Raw genomic sequence first — 22,173 nt, 5'->3', positions numbered from 1 at the left:
AAAATCAATCTTTTCGTCTCTTTTGCGCCACGAGTCGAACACATTCGTCCACGATCCGGTCTGTTGCATCCGGAATCGCCATGGTCTTCATATTGGCCGCCATTGTATGTAACTCCTCGCGGTTCTGCAAGTGCTCCCTGATGGTGGCCGCAAGAATCTCACCGGTAAGCCCTGATTCACGCAACACCCGGCAACCGTTTGCTTTTGCGTAATATTCTCCATTGGTTACCTGATGATCATCCGCTGCGTAGGGATATGGAATCAAAAGCGCCGGCAGGCCCATCACCGCCAACTCCGCCAGTGTGGTGGCGCCGGCTCTGGAAACCACCAGATCAGCCCGTGTATAAACAGCTGCCATGTCACGGATAAAGGCGGTTACTTCGGCCATGGTGCCAAGCTGAGCATACCAGTTGGCAACCCTCTCCTCATCGACTGATCCGGTCTGATGAATAAGCCGAACAGGTATCCCCTGCACACTCAAATATTCCACGGCCTCCATCATCAGCATATTTATCCGATGTGCTCCCTGACTACCGCCCAGCACCAGCACTGTCGGCGGTTCTTCCGTCTGCCGGGACTGTGCGGCAGCTTCAAGAATCTCTTTCCGCAACGGATTGCCGCTATGAACAGTTTTTTTGGCTGCAAACGGAGGTTTGCATGGCAGAGAAATCAAAACCCTGTCCGCCAACTTTCCGGCCAGCCGATTAGCCATGCCGGGCACTGAATTCTGCTCATGAATCACTATCGGCACCCCTGCCAGCTTTGCCGCCAACATCACCGGCCCGGTCACATATCCGCCGACTCCCAGGACCAGATCCGGCTTGAACCTGCGGATCATACGCAGGGCTTCAACAATCGCCCCCGGCATCATCAGTAAGCTGCGAATCCGCGCCCCACCACTTAACCCCTTGACACCACCGCACTGCAACGTTGCCAATTCAAATCCCAGGCCGACAAGTGCCTGTTGATCGAGGAGACGAGGTGTCCCGATGAAGAGTATCCGCGAATCCGGAATTCGGGCCAAAACTTCTGAGGCCACCGCAATACCGGGAAAAAGGTGCCCACCGGTCCCTCCTCCTGCTACAATCAGCCGCATACGTTGACTCCACATTCCCGGGAAAGTCGCAGCACATGTTGTTCATAGACCGTCCCCCTTTCGGCATACCCGGAAAACATATCGAAACTTGCACAACCAGGAGCAAGCAAGACAATGTCGCCACTGCCGGCAACGGCTTTTGCCCGGCGGACAGCATCTTCCATGGTTTTTGCCCGTTCTGTGCCAACGGCTGATCCCAAAGCGGCCTCCATTGCATCTGCTGCTTCACCGATCAGGATCAGACGCTTCACCCTGCGAGCCACTGTTTCCTTTAACAGGGTGAAATCACTGGCCTTGTCACGCCCGCCGGCAATGAGGACAACCGGAGCCGGACAACTGTTCAAAGCCGCTGCCAATGCCCCGATATTCGTTGCCTTGGAATCGTTAATAAAACGGACATCATCGATAACAGCCACCTCGGCCATCCGGTGTGGAGGCGGTATGAACGTGGCCAAACCCCGGGCAAGATCTTCGTACCGGCAGCCATGCACAGCTGCCGCCAAAAGCGCTGCCGCGGCATTCAACTGATTGACCGAAGAAAACAGGTTTGTCCGGCTGAGACGGTACTCTTCTTGACGAGAGTTGCCGTTCTGCTCAAGGCGCAGCAGGATATTGTCATCAACAATTCTCGCCGCGCACACCGGATCCCGGCCAAACATGTACCGGTTAACCCCGGAACAGATACAGGCATGTGCAACCACCGGATCGTCAGCACCGAGAATCGCCGTATCTCCCTGGATCTGGTTGGCAAAGATCCGCATCTTGGTACTCCTGTATGCTGCCAGTGATCCGTGCCGGTCAAGATGATCAGGTGAGATGTTCAGCAAGAGGGCTGTGTCCGGTCGGAACGCACCAGCCAGATCGAGCTGGAAGCTCGACAGTTCAAGAACCACCACGTCATACGCTTCCGGGGCTGCAAAGTAGTCGAGCAGCGGTGTACCAATATTGCCACCAACAAAGGGATGTTTGCCTGCAGCCTGCAACAGATGACCGAGCAGACCGGTGACAGTTGTCTTCCCGTTGGAACCGGTAATCGCGATTACCGGGCTGGAAAACCGACCGGCTGCCAGCGCCAGTTCACCAAGAACGGGGAGACCTTGTTTGCGGGCAGCCTGCAGCACGGGCACATCAAGCGGAACGCCCGGCCCGGGGATGACCACATCCATGCCGGTGAGCTGATCAAGACTGTGCCCGCCGGTTTCCAGGGCAATCCCTGCCGACCGCAGCAGGTCGATGGTTGCGGGCTCAATCTGATCAATCTTGCGTTGATCGGAAACCTTCACCCGGACACCCATGGCTGTCAGATAGCGCACCGTTGACAGCCCTGCTGCTCCCAAGCCGATGATCAATGCCTGTGTCCCTGGTTGGATATCCATTTTTTATCTCAACTTAAGGGTAGCAAGGGCAATCAAACCCAAAATAATGGAGATGATCCAGAAACGGACCACCACCTTTGGTTCCAACCACCCTTTTTTTTCAAAGTGATGGTGGAATGGAGCCATAAGGAAAATCCGCTTACCACCGGTCATCTTGAAATACCCGACCTGCAGAATCACCGAGGTTGCTTCCATCACGAAAATGCCACCCACGATGACCAGCAGGAACTCCTGTTTTGTGATTATCGATACCACTCCCAACGTGCCGCCCAGTGACAGGGAACCAACGTCACCCATGAAAATTTCCGCTGGATAACAGTTAAACCAGAGAAAACCGAGACAGGCCCCCACAATGCCGCCGCAAAATACGGTGACCTCGCCGGCGCCGGGAACAAAGGGGATCTGTAAATAACTGGCCACCACCGCATTGCCTGCCACATACGAAAAAATCAGATACGTTGAGGCAGTGATGACGATCGGTCCGGCTGCCAAACCATCAAGACCGTCTGTCAAGTTGACGGCATTGGAAGCACCGACGATCACAAACACGGCAAAAGGTAAGTACCACCATCCTAAATCAGGATGAAAGGTCTTGAAAAACGGAAAACTGAGGACACCGTCATGACTGCGGGTCACTAAAAGAAAGATACCAACCGCTAAGGCTCCACAAATCTGCAGGACTAATTTTTCTTTAGCGCTGAGTCCCCTTGCGTTTCCTTTTCTGATTTTTTTAAGATCGTCTGCAGAACCGATAGCCCCAAAAAATACACTGATACCTATCAGCACCCAGACCAGTCCGCTGCGCAGGTCAGTCCATAGCAGGGCTGAACCGGTTATCGCAAAGAGTATCAGAAGCCCCCCCATGGTGGGGATCCCCTTTTTTGAAAAATGTGTCTCCGGACCATCATCACGAATAACCTGGCCGATCTGTTTCTTCTGCAACCAGGCAATAAAACTGGGCCCAACAAGGACTACGATCAGAAAGGCAGTCACACTGCAGCCAATGGAACGAAAGGTGATATACCGAAAAACGTTGAACAGGCTCAACTCGGTATGGAACTGGTATAAAAAATTATAAAACATAGACGTCTCAAGCAGTTATGCCGGAGCTGTTATTCGGTGCAGCAGTTCATCGAAGAGCTGCTCCATGCGCATGCCGCGTGATCCTTTAATCAACAGCCAGTCACCTTTTCCCAGTGCTCCTTCTGCGAGCATCCGCCACACTGCATCAGCCATGGCCTGAGGAGAGGGGAAGATCTGAATGTTTTCGGTGTTCATCCCTCCTTTACGTGCCGCATCTGCCACTGCTCCTGCAAAAGACCCGGTAAGGAGCAGACGATCATACCCCAGTTGCGCAACAAGTGAACCAATATCGGCATGGAGACGCTCTGAAGAAGGCCCCAGCTCAAGCATGTCGCCCAAAGCAGCAACACGGCGACACTGAGCACCAAAGGATGCCACCGTGTGCAAGCCGGCCGCCATCGATGCCGGGTTGGCATTGTAGGCATCGTTGACCACCTTTAATCCGCCGGGCAGCTCTGCGATTGCCAGGCGTTTATCCCCTGCCGGCGCATGGTTTATCAGGGCATGCGCAATGGTTTCAGAACCGATGCCTGCAGCATGGCCGACAGCTGCCGCCGCCAAACAGTTGCTGACGTTGTGGCTTCCATGAAGTGATACGGTGATTCGGCGTTTCCAGGAGCCGATATGCAGTGTAAATCGCATTCCCTGCTCCCCCAGATTGACCTGCCGAGTCGATCGAACCAGCGGGTTGTATCGACGCCCAGCCGCACTCGCGGCAAAACCGATCTGTTTTCCCTTTGCCCGGTCAGCCAGACTCCTGACAAGGGGATCATCACAGTTTACCACCCGGACGGCATCGGTCCGCATACCGGTAAAGAGTTCACCTTTGGCAGCCGCCACCCCGTGCAGATCTCCCAACCCCAGCAGATGGGCCGGGTGCACATTGTTGATACAGCCGATATCAGGATCTGCTATTTTGGTAAGTTGTGCGATCTCTCCGGGGGCATTCATGCCCATCTCAAGAACAGCCAGCCGATGCCCGGCTTCCGCGGGAAGGAGAGAGAGAGGAAGACCAACGAGATTATTGAAGTTTCCCTTTGTCTTCAAAAGAGGATCTACTCCGCAACGTACAGGCAGTAACGCCTCGTTAAAAATTGCGGCCACCAGCTCCTTCACCGTTGTTTTACCTGAGCTGCCCGTGATGGCAGCCACCTTCAGCGAACCTTTCAGCAGCTGTCGCCTGTACGCTGCCAACTGTCCCAATGCCTGCAGGCTGTCCCGCACCTGGATGTAGAGGACACCGGAAGTACATTCAACCGGCGCCTGTTCGGCAACCACTGCAGCAGCGCCCGCCTGTACGGCTGCATCAATATAGTGATGCCCATCAAAAGACTCTCCCTTCAGAGCAACAAACACATCGCCGGTGCGCAGCGTTCTGGAATCTATTGAAATATTTTCGAAAATTCCGGCTTTAGAGTCAGCAATCACCACACCTTCGGTGGCCGCAAGTAAATGATGCCGATTCCAGCGCAGCAGCCCATTGATCGCCTCCTGACGGTCATCAAAGTACTGCTTGACGGTTCCGAGAATCTGGTAGTTCTCATGGCCCTTACCGGCAATAAGCACAGTATCTCCAGATTGCGCCAAACTGCAGGCCGTGGCAATGGCCGTACGACGATCAACAAAAACAGTGTACCCATCCTCAGGGTTGGCGGGATCAAAGAGCGCGGCGACACTGCAGTGCGGTCGTCCGCCCTGAGCCGCTCCCGGCACGATTTCGTCGATAATAGCCTCCGGCTGTTCTGAACGGGGGTTATCCGAGGTTATAATGGTAACATTGGCATACTGAACAGCAATAGAACCCATCTGCGGTCTCTTGCTCCGATCACGGTCACCGCCGCACCCAAACACACAGATCAGGCGCCGGGTGGTCAGTGGCTGCAAGGTACGCAGCACATTGTCCAGGGCATCGGGTGTATGGGCATAGTCAACAAAAATTGTCGGCCCTGCTCCTGACAATACCCCCGGCAGACAGACCCGTTCCAGACGTCCGGGAATACGCTCGACCCGCATCAACCCATCACAGATCTGCTCGGGAGGAATGCCCAAACCCAAACCCACTCCGGCGGCAGCCAGCACGTTAAGCACATTGTAGCCACCGGACAGTCTGGAAAAAAACTCAACCTGTGCGCCCTTAAGATCAAGCTGACAGTGGAATCCATCCACAGTCTGTACAACCTTGTCAGCACTGACCTGACAGTCTTTTTTTGAAAGGCCGCAACGGATTAGTGAATTGGCCGGCACTGCACGACACATCTCTTCGCTCCAATCCGTGTCGCCGGAAATCACGTCTTTGACCACCACTGCACTGCCGGTTGCCTTGAGATGCTTCTGAAACAACCGCTGTTTGGCAGCAAAATATGTCTCCATCGAACGATGATAGTCGAGATGATCGTGGCTCAAGTTTGTAAAAAGGGCCACATCAAAACATGTCCGCCCCAATCGCTTCTGCGCCAACGCGTGGGAGGAGACCTCCATGATGACATGGGTCACGCCCTCATCAACCATACGACGAAATAAACTCTGCAGCGCTAGAGGATCCGGGGTTGTCAGTGGTGCGTCTTGAATGACATGGACAATGCCTTTGCGATCACAGTATCGATAGTTGACAGTACCGATCACTCCGGGCCTGAAGCCCGCTGCCGTCAGCATGCTTTCGATCAACCAGCTCGTCGTTGTTTTCCCATTTGTCCCGGTAATACCAACAAGGCACAACTGCTCAGCCGGATAACCGTGCCAGCAGGCAGCTATCTCGCTCACCGCAGCGTGACTGTCCTCGGTAAAAACAAGCGGCACCCGGCACTCTCCTGCCCAGTGGCGTCCCTCCATGACCACGGCAACGCAACCGCGCTCTATTGCCTCTGGGACAAACAACCGTCCATCGGTTTTCCCGCCACAAACAGCTATGAAAAGGCTGCCCGGCACCACCTGTCTGGAATCAGCGGTGATTGAAACAATCTTCGTACCCAAGGCCGCTTCAGACAAATGGTCGGCCTCAAGTATCGACAGATTTTCAACGATGTACGCCAGGGTCATCATAACCGTATTTTCTTACCTGGGTTCCAGGGTCAGCATGCATTCTTCTATGCCGATCAAAGATTGGCCTGGAAGTGGATATTGAGCGATGATTCGTCCACTGCCGTTAATCCGCATCTTTATATTATACCTGTCTAACTGCTGCAGCCCCTTGCGAAGGCTCATTCCCCGGACCTTCGGCATACGGGGGGTCGACTCGGTTATCTTGCCGGGGGACTCTTTAAAATTCAGACGTTTGCTGATAAAGAATTGCCGCATATTCTCCTTGTTGCGCTCAGGCGGCTTTTCAGAAACACTTTGGGCAACAGTTGTCTTTGTAAATTGCCCTAGTAATTCCCTCCCCATCTGCTCCATTGCCGTCAGACTGCTGCCCTTGTTGAGATCTCGAGGATTCAGGTAATCCTGCTCCACGGCGATCAACAGGAAAAACCGTGGCTGTTTAGCCGGAGCAAAACCTACAAACAGGTCTTGTATAGAAAAATGGGCCAGACCGTCCTTCTTGCGGACCTGCGTATAATCCGCAGTGTACGCCATGAGATTATCCTGCGCCGAAATCCAGTCCTGAAACAGCTCCCTGCGTATCTTCACACCAAGGGCCGGATCAAGCACATGAATTTTTTCGGTGGCATCACTGTTACGGCCATAACGTTTAGATGTCTGATAATCATATACAGAATCAACAACATAAGGTGTAATCCGCCACCCACCATTGACCAGACTGGCAAGGGTAACCCCGACCTGAACTCCAGTCACAACCGGTTCAGCCTCCGGTTCCTGTGCAGCACCGGACCCCGGCTCCCAGTTACCGAAGACAGAGCCGTACAGCTGAATCTGGTGTTCAAATGCATCCAGTTTTTCAGGTGAAAAGCCATAGTCAGGAGCGGCAACGGTTACCGGCAGTAGCCCCGGCCCCTCAATACCTTCACGCTCAATAGCTGCTGCTCGTGCCAGAACCGGTCGAATCAGCTCTTTGCTGAGCACATGGTTGTATATTCGGTTAATCCGGTTACTTTCACTGGCCTTCCAAAAATAATTTGGATTGAATGAGGGTTGATTGACCAGGGCAAGAATGCGCCCACTGCTGGGCTCAACCAGCAGCGCCATTCCTTTTTCAATCCCATTGGTCGTTGCCAGATAATTGCGAAATCGGCTTTCCAGCTGTTTCTGCAAATTGATATCCAGGGTAAGCAGCAGATCACTGCCCGTAATACCCAGTCGCTGTTGCCCCTGGAAGTTAATATCAGGAATATTGACGTCCCCGAACCCTCCGCCCCGCAGCACGGCATCATATTTCCCCTCAACACCGGCAAGCCCCACACCATCACCCATGAAACCAAGGACATGAGAAGCCGTGGCATGCCCGGGATAAAACCGCACCTCTTCCGGTTTGCAGACTACCCCGCGCAAGTGCAGGCCATTGATCTGTTCAACTTGAAACTGATCCACATCTGCTTTAATCACGAATGAATCCTGAGCGTTCTTCAAACGAGCGGCCAACCGTTCCGGTTTCTCTTCGAAAATAGCGGCTAACTTTTCTACCGTCTCCTTCCTGTCATGTAACTCAGCCGGATTAATCACAACCGAAAACAGTTGATACGACACTGCCAGCTCACGCCAATTCCGATCGTATATTGTGCCTCTTAAAACAGGTTCAGCGGGCGACTGGCCCGCTGAGCGAATTGAAATTTTGCTGACTGCAGACTGTACCGCCCTGCCTATATCCTGGAGGGAGGGAGGAATGCTATACAGGACAATACCAGCTGCCGTCAGCAAAATAACAAAAATGGGTAAAAATACGTACCACCGGCTACTCTTTCTTCTGGCTCTGATGGATCTTGCCATTTTCAACTACATCCGACGCACCTGCTTTTGATCAGGTTCAAACAGGTGCAATCTGGTTCCGGCGAGAGCTATCACCTGTGCCTTTGAAGACAACTGGGCCCGGGTAGCCAACAGACGAACATTTTCATTTGCAACAGCTATATTTCCAGATCGCAGATGGCTCGCTCTTTCCTGCAGATCACTCATTGCAGTCTGTATAATCTGTGTCAGACCAATACCGAGCACCAGAACGACAAGGGCGACAACTGCAAAAACTCTGGTCTGTACAATCGACAGGATGCAACAAAACTGTGATGACACCTGAGTGCGCTCTTGAGTAAAAATCTGTTGCCGGGGTTTGAATGTTTGCACGCCAACAGTTGGTGTCATAAACTCACCTCCAAAATTCGTTTGTCTCCATGGCTTTTCTCTCGCCACTCTCTTCAGACCCGAGCGGCAACCCGCAACTTGGCGCTCCGTGAACGTGGATTTCGTTCAACTTCTGCACGCGAAACCTCCACCGGATGTCTGGTAAGCACCCTGTATGCCGGATTGTCTGCAAAGGCCCGTTTGACCATGCGATCCTCCAACGAATGAAAGGTGATCACACAAATCCGAGCCCCCTTACGCAAAACCTCCGGGGCGCCGGCAAGAAGGTCGGCCAGGTTAACCAGCTCGGTGTTGACGGCAATCCGAAGAGCCTGAAACACTTTCGTTGCTACGTGCACTTTCAGCGGATGATATCTCTTTGGAATTGCTTCAGCCACAATCGCTGCCAACCGGGCCGTTGTCGTGATCGGCTCTTTTTGCCGGGCCTGCACCAAAAAACGGGCTATCCGACGGGCCTGTCGCTCTTCCCCAAAGTGGTAGAAAACATCCGCCAGCTGTCCCTCTGAAAGCCGGGCAACCAGAGCAGCAGCAGTTTGCGGATTACGCTGATCCATCCGCATGTCAAGTGCACCATCCAGCTGAAAACTGAACCCGCGCTCAGGACTGTCCAGCTGCAGCGAAGAAACACCTAAGTCAACAACCAAACCGTCAATGCCCTGCACTCCCAAACGGGCGAGCTCACTCACCAGGTTAACATAGGAGGTCTGAACAACCTGCACCCGGTCACCAAAACGAGACAACCGATCTATTGCCAGGGCAGCAGCATTCCGGTCCCATTCAAAACCGATGAGGTGCCCATTCGGACCGGAACCATCCAAGATCGCTTCGGCATGTCCCCCCAGGCCAATTGTGCCGTCAACATACAGACCATCCTGTCGCAACTGCAACCATGCAACCACCTCATCCAGCAGCACAGGAGTATGAACAGGTCGTTGCGCATGGTACATAGAAGACGAACAATCAAAAAATACGGAGACGCTGAAGGTCTGGTTTCACAATGGGGTAATTCTGCTTGGCATCTGCCGCCTCTGCATGCCATGCCTGCTGGTCCCAGATCTCAAAATGCCTCAGCATGCCGACAACCGCCACTTCCTTCCCTATTTCCATTTCAGAACGTAAAGTCGGAGGCACCAGGATGCGACCCTGTTTATCCACAGAGCACTCGCAGACACCGGCTATGGCGTAACGGGCAAATTGCGCAAATTCCGGAGTAGCACTTTCGCCTGTCAACAGCCTTTCTTCGACCGCCTCCCACTCAACAACCGGGTAGACACGGAGACACTCAACCCAATGTGTTACAATCAGGTCTTCAGAGTCGTAGCGATCGCGAAGCACCTTGCGCAATGGTACCGGGATAATTAACCGACCCTTGGAATCCAGGGTATGCCTCGAAAGACTCCGAAACCGCGACACTGTGTCTTTGCTTCCTCAACAGAAGAGCTTGGGCTCAAAAACCACTCTAACCCATTTTGCACCACTTTCCACCACCTCACGGTCACTTTGTATACGAACACGACTTTGGAGTCAAGAAAAAATACTGACCTCCAAAAAACAGACTACCCGATCCCCTGGCTCACACATGCGTAAAAGAAACGGAAATTCAGAACAATGTCAAAACAGGAGCTGGCTTTAGACAGCAATCGTTCGCGCTGAACAGAAGGAACAGTACTGGGGTGGCGAGGGGTAGAGACTTATGGATGGGGAAAACTGTAAAGAATGGGAGGGAAAAGAGAAGGGGGTGTATAAAAAAATAGGAGAACTACTTCATAAATTTTCTTCAGGATCGTCAAACAGACCAGGTTGTTGCTGTGTATTGACACGAACCGGGAGACCAAAATGTTCGTAGGCAAGGGGAGTTGCCACACGTCCACGGGGAGTGCGCATCAGAAAGCCTGATTGGATGAGAAAAGGTTCATACACGTCTTCCAGGGTGTTTTTTTCTTCACACACAGCGGTTGACAGGGTCTCCAGACCAATGGGTCCGCCCTGGAATTTCTCCATCAGTGTCAGCAAGATTTTACGATCCATCTCATCAAGTCCAAGCGGATCAACATTGAGCATACGCAAAGCCTGATCAGCGACCTCCCGCGAAATTACGGCATGTCCACCAACCTCGGAAAAATCACGAACCCGGCGCAGCAATCGATTGGCAATTCGTGGCGTTCCACGGGAACGGCGCCCCAGTTCCATGGCGCCATCGTCATCAATTTTTATGTTAAAGACGCGGGCGGCACGCTGTATTATCGTAACCAGCTGCTCCGGTGAATAGTAATCAAGTCGCAACATGACACCGAATCGATCACGAAGCGGCGGCGTCAACAAACCGGCTCTGGTTGTAGCCCCCACAAGCGTGAAAGGCGGCAGATCCATCTTGACAGATCTGGCTCCCGGTCCCTGACCAATCACCAGGTCAAGCTGAAAATCTTCCATGGCCGGGTAAAGGATCTCCTCAACCACATGGTTAAGACGGTGAATTTCGTCGATGAAAAGAACATCACCGACCTGCAGGCCGGTAAGGATAGCGGCAAGATCCCCAGGTCGTTCAATCACCGGGCCCGAGGTCACCTTGATACCTGCCCCCATCTCGTTGGCAATGATGTAAGCCAACGTGGTTTTGCCAAGACCGGGGAAACCATGAAACAACACATGATCAAGTGCTTCACGACGCTGGAGAGCTGCCTGAATAAAAACCTGCAGATTTTTTTTCACCTGATCCTGACCGATATACTCGTCTAAACGCCTCGGTCGAATGTCGACACCCAACTGCAGATCTTCCTGCAGGGAGTCGCCGCTTACCAACCGGTTACTGATCAGGTTTTCTTCCTGTTTCATGGCCCCTTCTCTTTACTGCGCTGCCAAGCCACCTAGCGCGCTGCCAATAAACGAAGCGCCCGCCTGATGAGCTCTTCAACCGGCGGCGACTCAACCTCGCCGGCAAGCTGTTCTTCAACAGTTCGCAGAACCTGCCAGGCCGTTGCCTGAGGATACCCCAAATTGATCAAAGCCGAGACAGCATCACCCATAACATTTATTGTCGGTGTGTCCGACATCCGGGGTACAGCCGAAGCGCCGGCGTCAGAACCGGACAAACCGTCTACTTTTTCCGCCAGCTCAACACAAAGCCGCTGCGCGGTTTTCTTGCCGATCCCGGGAAATGTGGTCAGGCGTGCCAGATCTTTTGCCATAATTGCCTGGCAAAACTCACCCACACCAATACCGGAAAGAATGGTTAACGCCAGCTTTGGCCCTATTCCGGAAACAGCTATCAACAGCAGAAACAGTTCTTTCTCCTCTTTTTTACTGAAACCAAAGAGGTTGATGGCATCTGCACGAACCACTGTTTGAATAAAAAGAGAACAGACCTGCCCATTTTCCGGAAGCATGTCATAGGTACGGCTGGAGATAAACACCTCGTAACCGACACCCCCGACATCAACAACCACTGTCCCAGGGCTTTTGGCAAGGAGACTACCGTTGAGTGAAGCTATCATCGTTGTTTTGTGACTGCATAACAATGGGATAAACGATCAAAGGCAGCGTCGCCGGGCTGTCCTCCCTGTGAACGGCTCAGTATCGGGGCCCGATGGGCATGACAGATGGCAACAGCCAAAGCATCGGCAGCGTCGGTAGAAGGAGTTTTGTTCAACCCCAACAGGACGCGGACCATATGCTGTACCTGGTCCTTGTCTGCACGTCCGTACCCCACGACAGACTGCTTGACGAGCCGGGCAGGATAATCATAAACAGACAGATTGCAGTGCTGAGCAGCAACCACCGCAGCACCACGAGCCTGACCGAGTTTCAATGCAGAACGCGGGTTGCGATCAACGTACATATCCTCGACCGCAGCTACATCAGGGCTGTACTGGCTGATCACTGCACACAGATCTTGAAAGATGGTTAAAAGTCGACGAGAAAAATCGGTTTCTCTTCCGGTACGAATAGTGCCGCAGGCAATAAACGAAACCTTTGATCCTTCGGCGGCAACGACTCCATAACCTGTTGTCCGTGACCCGGGGTCAACACCTAATATTCGCATCCAGACCAAAACCGTCTACGACAGTTGTTCCATTAAATCGTCGGAAATATCAAAGTTGGCGTGTACTTTCTGCACATCATCGTGATCTTCAAGACTTTCAAGTAAGCGCAGCAATGATTTCGCTGCCTGCTCTTCGACCACTTCAACGGTATTCTTGGGAATCATGGCTAATTCCGCACCCGTAAAGGAAACCGCTGCCTTTTCCAGATATTCAACAACATCGTTAAAGGTTTCCGGTGAGGTAATAACCTGAAAGGATTCTTCTTCTTCCACCACGTCTTCAGCGCCGGCCTCCAGGGCCGCATCCATCAGCTCGTCTTCACTGGCAGCATCCTTATCAACAGTGAGTGTTCCCTTTCTGTCAAACATCCAGGCCACACAACCGAATTCCCCGAGATTCCCACCGCTTTTGGCAAAAAAATGGCGGATATCGGCAACGGTCCGATTTTTATTATCGGTCATGGTTTCAACGAGAACCGCCACACCGCCGGGGCCATACCCCTCATACATAATCTCCTCATAGACAGCGCCGCCAAGATCTCCGGTACCTTTTTTAATGGCACGATCGATGTTGTCCTTGGGCATGTTCTCACCCTTGGCTGCTGTAATGGCACTTCGCAGACGCGGATTCCCCTCCGGATCACCTCCGCCTGTCTTGGCAGCAATGGTGATCTCTCTGATCAGCTTGGTGAAGATCTTACCGCGCTTGGCATCATTAGCCCCTTTTTTGCGTTTAATCGTACTCCACTTCGAATGTCCTGCCACGTGCAAACTCCTTTGAAATCAAATTCCGGTTATTCTAGCCACAACACGTCATCCTCCGGTAACCTTGGCCCAAAACAAAAACTTCCCGGCTTTCCAGACGCGAACTTTTCGGTTTTACCACCTTTACAGTTGCAAACATCTCTTTGCATTCCTGCACAAAAACAGGGAAGTCCTCACCCTGGAAGACCTTGCAGTACAACGTACCGTTGTCATACAAGAAGAAAGATGCCAATTCTGTTACACGTCGGGCCAACCTGAGCGACTGTTGATGGTCGGCATGCCGGGTTCCTGTGGTACGCGGTGCCATGTCACTCAGCAGCACATGAAAACCGGGCCAATGCTCCCGTACATAATCGACAAATTCTACGGAACACACATCATAACAAAGCCAATGAATTTCAGCATGCGATTTTTGTACCACTATCTCCGTGTGCTGCAGATCAACCCCCACCACGAGACCATGCTCACCAACAACAGAGGCTGAATAGAGGCTCCAGCTCCCGGGATGGCAGCCGACATCAAGTACCCGTTGGCCTGGTTTCAAGAACTTGTACTTGAGTTGTGCCTCTTCAAGTTTGTAGATGGATCGGGCCGGGTAGTTGTCTTTTTTGGCTTTCTTAAAATAATAGTCCTGTACTTTACGCACCTGCGTTATCCCTCATTCACGTTACGGTCGGACATCTGACGGTCGACCAGGTTTTTTGCCAAATTGAGGGCAGTGGCTCTGTCCGTCACCTCGCCTGTCATGCGTCTTTCTTCAACTGTATCCAAAATCCGTTTAAACAGTGGGCCGGGACTGAGATGCAGTTCCCTGATGAGGTCATTGCCTGTCAGTAACGGAGGAACTGTTTTCTGAGGAACAATGTGCAGTTGCCGAATCTTCTCCAGATGCCGGTACAACCATGCCAGTTCAGCCTCCATACTCTTGATGCACCCCACCCCCTGCCCGGCCAGACTATCAGCCATGGCCAGAACAAACAACCCCGGAAGCTGCTCTTCATTCTTGCGAATCATGCGGATGGCAGCCCGTAGAGTCAATCCATCGGCCCGGGCAAGGTTTGCAAGATGAAATGGACGCATATGCTCCGCAATCAATCGCCCTACCCGTGTTCTCTGTTCATTGCTCCATCGTAACCCCCGAGCCAGGTCATCAAACATCTGCGAGCCGACCTGATCATGCCGGTAAAAGGTGATGCGATTTCCGTTGTCGGTCTGCAGCGCATGCGTAGCTGGTTTGCCGAGATCATGCAGCAGAGCAGCCCATTTCAGCTCTAAGCAACGAGTTGCGCTGTTGAGATACGCTGCCATGATCTCACCTGCTGCAGGAAAAAAGGTGTCTGGTTCAGCAAGCACACGTTCCGCCTGACGAAGTGTTTCCAGGCTGTGGTTCCAGACATCGAGATGATGGCTTTCAGGTTGCACCATACCGATACCTGTCGCCAGGTCCGGAATAATATGCCAGAGCAGTCCACACTCTGCCATCAGGGCCACCGTTGCATACGCTCTTGAACCGGACATGATCAGATCCAGCTCATGGGCAATGCGTTCCGCGGCAGCTGTTGCTATCATGGAGCACTGCCGGCGTACCAGGTCCATTGTTTCGTGCTCCACGGTATATCCCAGGGTGCCGGCAAAGCGGAATACCCGCAGCAGCCGAAGAGGATCACTGGAAAAGCTCTCTGCATGTACGACCCGGAGCACTCCTTGCTGCAAATCGGCAAGTCCGGTGGAGGGATCAAGGATCACAACAGGGTTGGGCCACAGTTCAGGAGATGCTTCCAAAAGTGTGTCCAATCGTATTGCCAGGGCATTGATCGTTAAATCCCGACACCTTAAATCTTCAACAATAGTCGCTGTTTCCTGACGATAGGCGGAAAAATCAACCGTCATGTTGTGGTAGACAACTCGTGCGGTATCTTCTTCCTGTTTCAGAGATACAAAAGTGCCTCCAAGCAGTTCGGCCAGACGTTCAGCCCGGATGGACGCACCTGCGGCTACCGTCAGGTCAATATCCACAGGGATATGTTTGCGCAACAGATCTCGCACCACTCCCCCGGCCAGATACAGAGGTCCTCCAAACTGCTGCTGCAACGCTGACAGCGCTTTTTTCATCTCCTGCGGCAAGACTGCAAGAACCTGCTCCCCGGTAAGCCGGGGCATTACCGGTGCGTCTACACTCGCCATGAATTGACTTCTTCCTCTGTTACAGGTGAAAAGATGCCGAGCTCCTGCTCATCACCTTTATCAAAAACCACTTCCGCGCTTTCCCGGCCATCACATCCCTTTTTCCCAAAACGCACAACCAGGCCGGCCAAGCGGGGGATCATCTCCCTTTCTGCAGCGGACCGTGCCAGCATGCTTTGCGCATGACGGACTAAACCAAGGGGACCGGGACGTGAAGTCATGCTCACAAGCCAGTCATCGATACCGCGCAAAGATGCCAACCGATTGTTTTCACGCTCGTCTCTGCCGAGAATAAACCAGACATCCTTATCAAGCTTAAACTGACGGCCAAAGGTCAACAAACGGATATCCTCAGCACTTCGCTGCTCGCCACAGGGGAAAACACCACTGTAGTACTGCCTGAACCGTCTAGCCAGGTTGGGATCAGTCAGCATGCAACCACCCGCAGGTGCAGGATAATCAGTAACACCGAGTTGTTCGGCAAGCTGCCGCTGCTGCTTTCGTCCTCGTCCGGAAAAAGCGTACAGCTGGTTGCGATCAACGATCCCCTCGATTTCAGGGCGGGTCGGCGGCAGCAGCTGCGCACAAAGCGGTCGCAAGAGTAAACCGTCGCAGCCGGCATCACGCTCAATCACACGTAGAGCATCCCGCCGCTGTGACATGGGCCGTTGCCCGATCACTTCACCGCTGACAAGAAAGGATGCTCCATATCGTGGCAACAGTTCACGTGCCTTAGACAGCATCATGATCTTGCAGTCAATGCACGGATTAAAGTGTTTACCAAAACCATAAACCGGTTTGTCGAGCAGATGCATATAATCAGAGCTCATGTCAACAAGCTGTACTTCCAGACCGTACCTGCTGTAGACCTCACCTGCATACTCCTTTTGTCGGGCCGGCAGCTCCTCATTAAAAAACGGAGTGACGAATTGAAGACCAATGACCCGTATTCCTTGAGCAGCCACAAGACGACACGCAAGAATCGAATCCAATCCTCCTGAAAAAAGGCCCAGGGCCACACGTTTATTCATACTGACGTTCTCTTCCTTTTCCGCTCCATTAAATCTGCAGCAAAGGCCAACGTCTGGGCTGTGGGATGGTCCCCACCCAGCATTCTCGCCAACTCTGCAAGCTGCTCCTCTGCGGTTAACGAATTGATAACCGTTCTGGTTCTTCCCTCTTCCACCCGCTTTTCCACTTTAAAATGGAGATCTGCCCGTGCAGCGATCTGCGGCAGATGCGTGATGCAGAGCACCTGATGGTGTTCTGCCAGTTCGCTGATCTTTCCTGCCACAGCTTCGGCTGCCTGGCCTCCGATTCCCGCGTCGACCTCATCAAACACTATCGTATCCACCTGGTCGCGACGGGCAAGCAGACACTTCATAGCGAGCATCAATCGTGACAGCTCTCCGCCACTGACAATCTTGGCCAGAGGTTTGACGGGTTCGCCCGGATTGGCTGAAAACAAAAATTCAACCTGATCCCGGCCATTACTGTGCACACCCTCCATATCCAGCGCCTTTGACGAGTTCACCGCCACCCGGAAAACCGCCTGCGGGAAACTCAGGGCAGCCAACTCTTCTGTTAAGCCCTGTTCCAGTTGAGCGGCAACTTTCTGCCTCTCCCGGCTCAAGGCAACGGCCCTGTCCATGACCTCGGCAGCAACTTTTTTCACCTGAAGTTCCAAGGTGGAAATTTTTGCTTCCAGACTCTCCAGGACAGCCAGCTCGGACTCAGCTCGTTGCGCAAACTCCACCACCTCCTGGAGCGTCGGACCAAACTTCCGCTGCAACTGCCTTATCTGCACCAATCGTTCATTGATGGCGTCCAGCTGTTCGGGATCTAAAGACAAGGACTGCAGATAGGAACGCAGCGCTTCAGATATATCGCTCAACTCATAACCGGATGAGGCCAGTCGTTCAGCTATGGGGAGAAGACTTTGATCAAGCTGAACCGCCTGTTCAACCCCTTTCCTGATCTCAATTAAAATCCCACTGCTGATCTGTTCGAGCTGCTGCTGGGAGCTGCCGATCAACCGCAACAGTGCATCTGCCGATTTCAAACGATCCCGCTCACGCAGCAACTGCTCGTCCTCGCCTGGTGATGGGTTACATTTTCGAATTTCCTCGAGTTGAAACCGTAAGTAGTCACGCTGCTGTTCTTTCTCAACCTCCAGCTTTTGTAACCGGCGTAATTCTGCAAAGAGCTGCTGCCACTGCAAAAAAAGTTGACCGAACTGCCGACGCATGTCCTTCAGCTCGCCAAAAGTATCCAGATATTCCAGATGATAACGGACGTTCAGCAGTTGCTGCTGATCGTGCTGGCTGGCAATGTTAACCAGGGAGGCTGTCACATCACCGGTCAGGCGACTGGTCACAGCCTGATCATTTATAAAGATACGCGATCGCCCCTCATGTGCCAGCACACGCCGGACGATGCACGTGTCTCCATCTGTAAGAAGATGTTGCTCAAGCAGTTCATTCAACTCAGCATGATCGGGACGAACAGAAAAGACAGCCTCAATATCCGCCTGATTGCAATCGTTTCGCACCCAGGAGGCGGCTCCTCTCCCGCCGGTCAGCAGGTTCAGGGCCTGCAGGATAATGGATTTGCCCGCTCCGGTTTCTCCGGTCAAAACGATCAGACCATTCTCCAGTGTCGAAAGGTCGAGATGAAGAGAATCGATCAGGGCAAGATTAGACACTCGAAGTTCATGTAACATGGTTTTTATACTTTCTAGGTTCACACAATCTGGCGACATTCTCCTTGACGACACCCATTCAAAGTTGTATCGTCTTGAAGATACAAGTAAATTTTAAATTCTGGAGTCGAGAGATGTCTGAACTGCAACAGTTAAGCGCCAGCCTTGAAGACTATATCGAGACTATTTATCATATTATTGCTGAAAAACAGGTCGCCAGAGGCAAGGATATTGCTCAACGTTTATCCGTCAGTGGTGCATCGGTCACTGAAGCTCTTCGTGCCCTGTCCAGGCGAGGTCTCATTAACTATGCTCCTTATGAAGTCGTTACCCTGACCGAAGAGGGTCGGCAGGTCGCAGAAGATGTCGTCCGCCGTCACAATTCGCTCAAACAGTTTTTTACCGACGTTCTTGCCATTGATGTCTCGCTTGCCGAGGAAGCCGCCTGTAAAATCGAACACACCGCACCACCTGAAATAATCAAGAGAATGGTTGATTTCATCAACTTCCTAGAAGTCTGTCCTCGCGGTGGCAAAGATTTAATCGCCGGATTTGCCAACTTCTGTCAACAGGGGCAGACTGCCGAAAACTGCCTCAACTGTATCTCTCAATGTATGCAGGGACAGATCAACGAGCAAGTTGACTAATCCCAGCCAGTGGCCAGGCTTTTCTCTTCCCAGGGGAAGGCGTCATCATTTTAGCATAACACCCACCCCACGCAAGGGATACCTCTCTTCTCTCTGACTGTAAGGTAATAGCTGGCAATGCCTGTTTATGAATTCACCGCTCTCACCAGTACCGGCAAAAAAATAAAAGGGATTATAGATGCCGACTCTCTGACCGCTGCCCGGCAAAAGATCCGCGGCCAGGGCCAATATCCGGTTCATTTGCAAGAGACCTCCGTGAAAGCGGACAAAACCGGCGTCCCGTTCTTCTCGAAACGGTTTCATCTTGGTCAGCCCGTTAAACAGCATGACATCCATATCGCCACCCGGCAGCTGGCCACCCTGCTTGGTGCCGGTATTCCACTGGTATCAGCTCTCAACGGATTGATTGAACAGACCGCCAACCATTCCTTAAAGACTGTGCTTGCCCAGATCAAGGATGCAGTCAATGAGGGGAACTCTCTGACCACCGCACTCAATGACCATCCCCGTCTTTTTTCAAAGATTTACGTTAACATGGTTCGTGCCGGTGAGGCATCCGGATCCCTTGACGTCATCTTAGAACGGTTAGCCGAGTTTGGGGAAAACCAGCATGCGATCCGCTCACGCATCAAGGCTGCCCTGCTCTATCCGATCTTTATGGCTGTTGTCGGCATAGCTGTCCTCTTTCTCCTGATCACCTTCATTGTACCAAACATCACTGCGGTTTTTGAAGGCACGCAACAGGCACTGCCACTACCGACAGTGTTCCTCATTGCGACCAGCACCATACTGCGGCAGTACTGGTGGGCGGTGCTCCTGCTCACTTTCAGCGGCCTGGCGACGTTCCGCTGGTATATCAACACTCCTGACGGCAGACGGCGGTGGGACCTGCTGAAACTGTCGGCACCCGGCATCCGCGACCTCAGCATTAAAACTGCATCCGCCCGCTTCAGCCGCACCCTTGCCAGCCTGTTGCAATCCGGTGTTTCTCTGATCACTTCCCTGCAGATCGTTAAAAACATCGTTGACAATGTGCTGTTAACCGAACTGATCAACGATGCCTGTGATGCGCTGGAAAAGGGAGGCAGTCTCTCGCACTTTTTCACAGGCAACGCCTGGTTTCCTCCCATGTTGATACAGATGATGGCAGTCGGGGAACAGAGCGGGACCCTGGACAAGATGCTTGCCAAGGCAGCTGACAGTTATGAAAAAGAAGTCGAAGCCAAAATCCTGGGCCTGACCTCAATGATCGAACCGATCATGATTCTTTCCATGGGCATTGTGGTCAGTTTTATCGTGATCTCCATACTGCTGCCCATCTTTGAAATGAACCAGCTTATCAGGTGACCCGGAAGACCTCCTCCAGGGTCGTCAAACCTGCCAGAACCTTACGCAGCCCGTCCTGGCGCAGGGTTCTGGTACCGGACTCCAGAGAGGCAAGGGCCTGCTTCTTGATCTGACCTGCATCCGAGGTGGTGAGAATTAAATTTTTCAGCGCCGGTGTCAGACGCATCAGCTCAAAAATGCCGATCCTCCCCTTGTATCCGGTTTGTAAACATTGCGCACAGCCAACGCCTCTGTACAGCTCTCTGCCGGCAAACTTTATGGGTGAAAGACCGACCCGTTCCAGAAAGGCATCCGGCGGCACATAACCCTCTTTGCAATGGGGGCAGATTTTCCGTACCAGACGCTGTGCCATGATCGCATTGACCGCTGAAGAGACCAGGAACGGCTCCACCCCCATATCGATTAAACGGGTGACGGCACTGGCCGCATCGTTGGTATGCAGGGTTGAAAAGACCAGGTGACCGGTTAATGCCGACTGAATCGCAATTTCAGCGGTTTCCAGATCACGAATTTCTCCAACCAAAATAACATCCGGATCCTGACGGACAATAGTCCGCAACCCGTTCGCAAAGGTCAGGCCGATTTTTGGATTGACCTGCACCTGGCTGATCCCCTGCATCTGGTATTCAATCGGATCTTCAACAGTAATAATGTTGATATCAGATTGATTAAGGATACTTAAGGCCGAATACAGGGTTGTTGTTTTACCGCTTCCGGTTGGTCCGGTGACTAAAATAATCCCATGCGGCGCTCTGATCATTTTGAGAAAGTTGTCCATATCCTCTTCAGAGAGCCCCAGATCTTCCAAAGGGACAAGCGACGTTGACTTATCAAGCAGACGCATGACGACCCGCTCACCAAACGAAGTGGGTAAGGTGGAGACGCGGATATCCACGTTTTTATCAGCGATTCGGATTTCGATTCGCCCGTCCTGGGGTAATCGTTTCTCTGCAATATCCATTTTCGCCATGATTTTAACGCGTGAAATCAGCTTGCCCTGCACATGGCGGGGAGGAGAGTACATGTCGTAGAGAATGCCGTCGACCCGCTTACGGATCTTGACACGATCCTTATAGGATTCGATATGGATATCACTTGCATTGTCGCGGACTGCCTGGGAGAGAACCAGATTAACCAGCTTGATGACCGGCGCATCGCTGGTATCATCCAGCAGGTCGGAAGTTTCCTCGATCTCTGAGAGAATGCTCTCCGGGTTCTCCTCGTCCATATCCTGCATGACCTGATCAGCAACATCCTGTCTGGTCATGTCATAGGCCGAATTGATAGCAACAAAAATTTCATTTTGCGGTGCAAGCACCACCTTGATCCCCTTCCAGTCAAGTAAGCGCTGCAGGTCGTCAAGCTGCTGGAAATAAAACGGTTCCGCCACAGCAATATAGGCGTCTGAACGTGTCGCAACAGGAACCATCTTAAACTTCTTTAAAAAACCAATGGGAATCCGTGACACGAAAAAAGGCTCAAAGTCCTGAGGTAGAGTGTACACAACATCCAGACCACACTGGACACTGCGTACCTGCAACAGGTCATTTTCTGAAATTTCACGCTGCTGCACCAGGATCTCACCGATCCGTCCACCCCTTTCGCGCTGTAGTGTCAACGCGTTCTCTATACTTTCCGCTGAAACCCCAAAATTCTGTTGCAGGATTTCACCCAGCTGCCGCATGCTC

Annotated in this window: 19 protein-coding genes; 2 read left to right on the top strand and 17 right to left on the bottom strand. The window is 52.5% G+C overall.

Translation table 11 applies throughout. The annotated features are described in order from the left end of the window. Positions 1–4 precede the first annotated feature (4 nt). The 16 genes from murG to recN all read right to left on the bottom strand — a co-directional run bounded on the left by murG (position 5) and on the right by recN (position 18,512). Positions 5–1,096, bottom strand: coding sequence for an undecaprenyldiphospho-muramoylpentapeptide beta-N-acetylglucosaminyltransferase (gene murG / locus HP555_RS05450; RefSeq protein ID WP_199264173.1), 1,092 nt, complete (start codon positions 1,094–1,096; stop codon positions 5–7). Further along, complete coding sequence (gene murD, locus HP555_RS05445) at positions 1,087–2,472, bottom strand: UDP-N-acetylmuramoyl-L-alanine--D-glutamate ligase (protein WP_199264172.1); 1,386 nt, start codon at positions 2,470–2,472, stop codon at positions 1,087–1,089. The genes murG and murD overlap by 10 nt, the downstream gene beginning before the upstream one ends. Before the next feature lie 3 nt (positions 2,473–2,475). Then, on the bottom strand, positions 2,476–3,555 hold the full coding sequence (gene mraY, locus HP555_RS05440; RefSeq protein ID WP_199264171.1) for a phospho-N-acetylmuramoyl-pentapeptide-transferase: 1,080 nt from the start codon (positions 3,553–3,555) through the stop codon (positions 2,476–2,478). Between the two features lie 15 nt (positions 3,556–3,570). Then, positions 3,571–6,594: a UDP-N-acetylmuramoyl-L-alanyl-D-glutamate--2,6-diaminopimelate ligase gene (locus HP555_RS05435; protein ID WP_199264170.1), complete on the bottom strand. Its 3,024-nt coding sequence runs from the start codon at positions 6,592–6,594 to the stop codon at positions 3,571–3,573. Positions 6,595–6,606: 12 nt separating this feature from the next. Continuing rightward, positions 6,607–8,433: a hypothetical protein gene (locus tag HP555_RS05430; protein ID WP_199264169.1), complete on the bottom strand. Its 1,827-nt coding sequence runs from the start codon at positions 8,431–8,433 to the stop codon at positions 6,607–6,609. A gap of 6 nt (positions 8,434–8,439) precedes the next feature. After that, on the bottom strand, positions 8,440–8,802 hold the full coding sequence (locus tag HP555_RS05425) for a cell division protein FtsL (RefSeq protein WP_199264168.1): 363 nt from the start codon (positions 8,800–8,802) through the stop codon (positions 8,440–8,442). A gap of 53 nt (positions 8,803–8,855) precedes the next feature. Beyond that, a complete protein-coding gene (rsmH, locus tag HP555_RS05420) occupies positions 8,856–9,749 on the bottom strand; it encodes a 16S rRNA (cytosine(1402)-N(4))-methyltransferase RsmH (protein ID WP_199264167.1) in 894 nt (297 codons plus the stop codon). 13 nt (positions 9,750–9,762) lie between these two features. Further along, the gene (mraZ, locus tag HP555_RS05415) at positions 9,763–10,215 is read right to left on the bottom strand and encodes a division/cell wall cluster transcriptional repressor MraZ (RefSeq protein ID WP_199264166.1); all 453 of its coding nucleotides are present in this window, start codon (positions 10,213–10,215) and stop codon (positions 9,763–9,765) included. Between the two features lie 351 nt (positions 10,216–10,566). After that, positions 10,567–11,613 (bottom strand): Holliday junction branch migration DNA helicase RuvB, encoded by a 1,047-nt coding sequence (gene ruvB / locus HP555_RS05410; protein ID WP_408639843.1) that lies wholly within the window; start codon positions 11,611–11,613, stop codon positions 10,567–10,569. Positions 11,614–11,666: 53 nt separating this feature from the next. After that, the gene (gene ruvA / locus HP555_RS05405; protein WP_199264164.1) at positions 11,667–12,293 is read right to left on the bottom strand and encodes a Holliday junction branch migration protein RuvA; all 627 of its coding nucleotides are present in this window, start codon (positions 12,291–12,293) and stop codon (positions 11,667–11,669) included. Continuing rightward, complete coding sequence (ruvC, locus tag HP555_RS05400; RefSeq protein WP_199264163.1) at positions 12,290–12,841, bottom strand: crossover junction endodeoxyribonuclease RuvC; 552 nt, start codon at positions 12,839–12,841, stop codon at positions 12,290–12,292. The genes ruvA and ruvC overlap by 4 nt, the downstream gene beginning before the upstream one ends. Positions 12,842–12,856: 15 nt before the next feature. After that, entirely contained in the window at positions 12,857–13,606 is a 750-nt protein-coding gene (locus tag HP555_RS05395; protein WP_199264162.1) for a YebC/PmpR family DNA-binding transcriptional regulator, read from the bottom strand. 34 nt (positions 13,607–13,640) lie between these two features. Beyond that, entirely contained in the window at positions 13,641–14,252 is a 612-nt protein-coding gene (locus tag HP555_RS05390) for an SAM-dependent methyltransferase (protein ID WP_199264161.1), read from the bottom strand. A 5-nt stretch (positions 14,253–14,257) separates the two neighbouring features. Beyond that, a complete protein-coding gene (locus HP555_RS05385) occupies positions 14,258–15,790 on the bottom strand; it encodes a CCA tRNA nucleotidyltransferase (RefSeq protein ID WP_199264160.1) in 1,533 nt (510 codons plus the stop codon). Further along, positions 15,778–16,821 (bottom strand): thiamine biosynthesis protein, encoded by a 1,044-nt coding sequence (locus tag HP555_RS05380; RefSeq protein WP_199264159.1) that lies wholly within the window; start codon positions 16,819–16,821, stop codon positions 15,778–15,780. The genes HP555_RS05385 and HP555_RS05380 overlap by 13 nt, the downstream gene beginning before the upstream one ends. Then, on the bottom strand, positions 16,818–18,512 hold the full coding sequence (recN, locus tag HP555_RS05375; RefSeq protein WP_199264158.1) for a DNA repair protein RecN: 1,695 nt from the start codon (positions 18,510–18,512) through the stop codon (positions 16,818–16,820). Before recN ends, HP555_RS05380 begins: the two co-directional genes overlap by 4 nt. A 113-nt stretch (positions 18,513–18,625) precedes the next feature. On the opposite strand from recN, the gene HP555_RS05370 reads away from it, so the two are divergent. Together HP555_RS05370 and gspF are read left to right on the top strand one after the other, a co-directional pair. Next, positions 18,626–19,138: a metal-dependent transcriptional regulator gene (locus HP555_RS05370; RefSeq protein WP_199264157.1), complete on the top strand. Its 513-nt coding sequence runs from the start codon at positions 18,626–18,628 to the stop codon at positions 19,136–19,138. Positions 19,139–19,255: 117 nt separating this feature from the next. Continuing rightward, the gene (gene gspF / locus HP555_RS05365; protein WP_199264156.1) at positions 19,256–20,485 is read left to right on the top strand and encodes a type II secretion system inner membrane protein GspF; all 1,230 of its coding nucleotides are present in this window, start codon (positions 19,256–19,258) and stop codon (positions 20,483–20,485) included. Here gspF and gspE read toward each other — a convergent pair. Then, complete coding sequence (gene gspE / locus HP555_RS05360; RefSeq protein WP_199264155.1) at positions 20,478–22,169, bottom strand: type II secretion system ATPase GspE; 1,692 nt, start codon at positions 22,167–22,169, stop codon at positions 20,478–20,480. The genes gspF and gspE overlap by 8 nt on opposite strands. Positions 22,170–22,173 lie beyond the last annotated feature (4 nt).

The organism is Desulfobulbus oligotrophicus (assembly GCF_016446285.1).
In the GTDB taxonomy this organism is placed as follows: domain Bacteria; phylum Desulfobacterota; class Desulfobulbia; order Desulfobulbales; family Desulfobulbaceae; genus Desulfobulbus; species Desulfobulbus oligotrophicus.
This window is presented reverse-complemented; position numbering and strand designations above follow the sequence as displayed.

Bases quoted from the DNA above. Each gene is read 5' to 3' on its own strand.
- murG (WP_199264173.1), bottom strand. From the start codon at position 1,096: ATGCGGCTGATTGTAGCAGGAGGAGGGACCGGTGGGCACCTTTTTCCC.
- murD (WP_199264172.1), bottom strand. From the start codon at position 2,472: ATGGATATCCAACCAGGGACACAGGCATTGATCATCGGCTTGGGAGCA.
- mraY (WP_199264171.1), bottom strand. From the start codon at position 3,555: ATGTTTTATAATTTTTTATACCAGTTCCATACCGAGTTGAGCCTGTTC.
- HP555_RS05435 (WP_199264170.1), bottom strand. From the start codon at position 6,594: ATGATGACCCTGGCGTACATCGTTGAAAATCTGTCGATACTTGAGGCC.
- HP555_RS05430 (WP_199264169.1), bottom strand. From the start codon at position 8,433: ATGGCAAGATCCATCAGAGCCAGAAGAAAGAGTAGCCGGTGGTACGTA.
- HP555_RS05425 (WP_199264168.1), bottom strand. From the start codon at position 8,802: ATGACACCAACTGTTGGCGTGCAAACATTCAAACCCCGGCAACAGATT.
- rsmH (WP_199264167.1), bottom strand. From the start codon at position 9,749: ATGTACCATGCGCAACGACCTGTTCATACTCCTGTGCTGCTGGATGAG.
- ruvA (WP_199264164.1), bottom strand. From the start codon at position 12,293: ATGATAGCTTCACTCAACGGTAGTCTCCTTGCCAAAAGCCCTGGGACA.
- ruvC (WP_199264163.1), bottom strand. From the start codon at position 12,841: ATGCGAATATTAGGTGTTGACCCCGGGTCACGGACAACAGGTTATGGA.
- HP555_RS05385 (WP_199264160.1), bottom strand. From the start codon at position 15,790: ATGGCGAGTGTAGACGCACCGGTAATGCCCCGGCTTACCGGGGAGCAG.
- HP555_RS05380 (WP_199264159.1), bottom strand. From the start codon at position 16,821: ATGAATAAACGTGTGGCCCTGGGCCTTTTTTCAGGAGGATTGGATTCG.
- recN (WP_199264158.1), bottom strand. From the start codon at position 18,512: ATGTTACATGAACTTCGAGTGTCTAATCTTGCCCTGATCGATTCTCTT.
- HP555_RS05370 (WP_199264157.1), top strand. From the start codon at position 18,626: ATGTCTGAACTGCAACAGTTAAGCGCCAGCCTTGAAGACTATATCGAG.
- gspF (WP_199264156.1), top strand. From the start codon at position 19,256: ATGCCTGTTTATGAATTCACCGCTCTCACCAGTACCGGCAAAAAAATA.
- gspE (WP_199264155.1), bottom strand. From the start codon at position 22,169: ATGCGGCAGCTGGGTGAAATCCTGCAACAGAATTTTGGGGTTTCAGCG.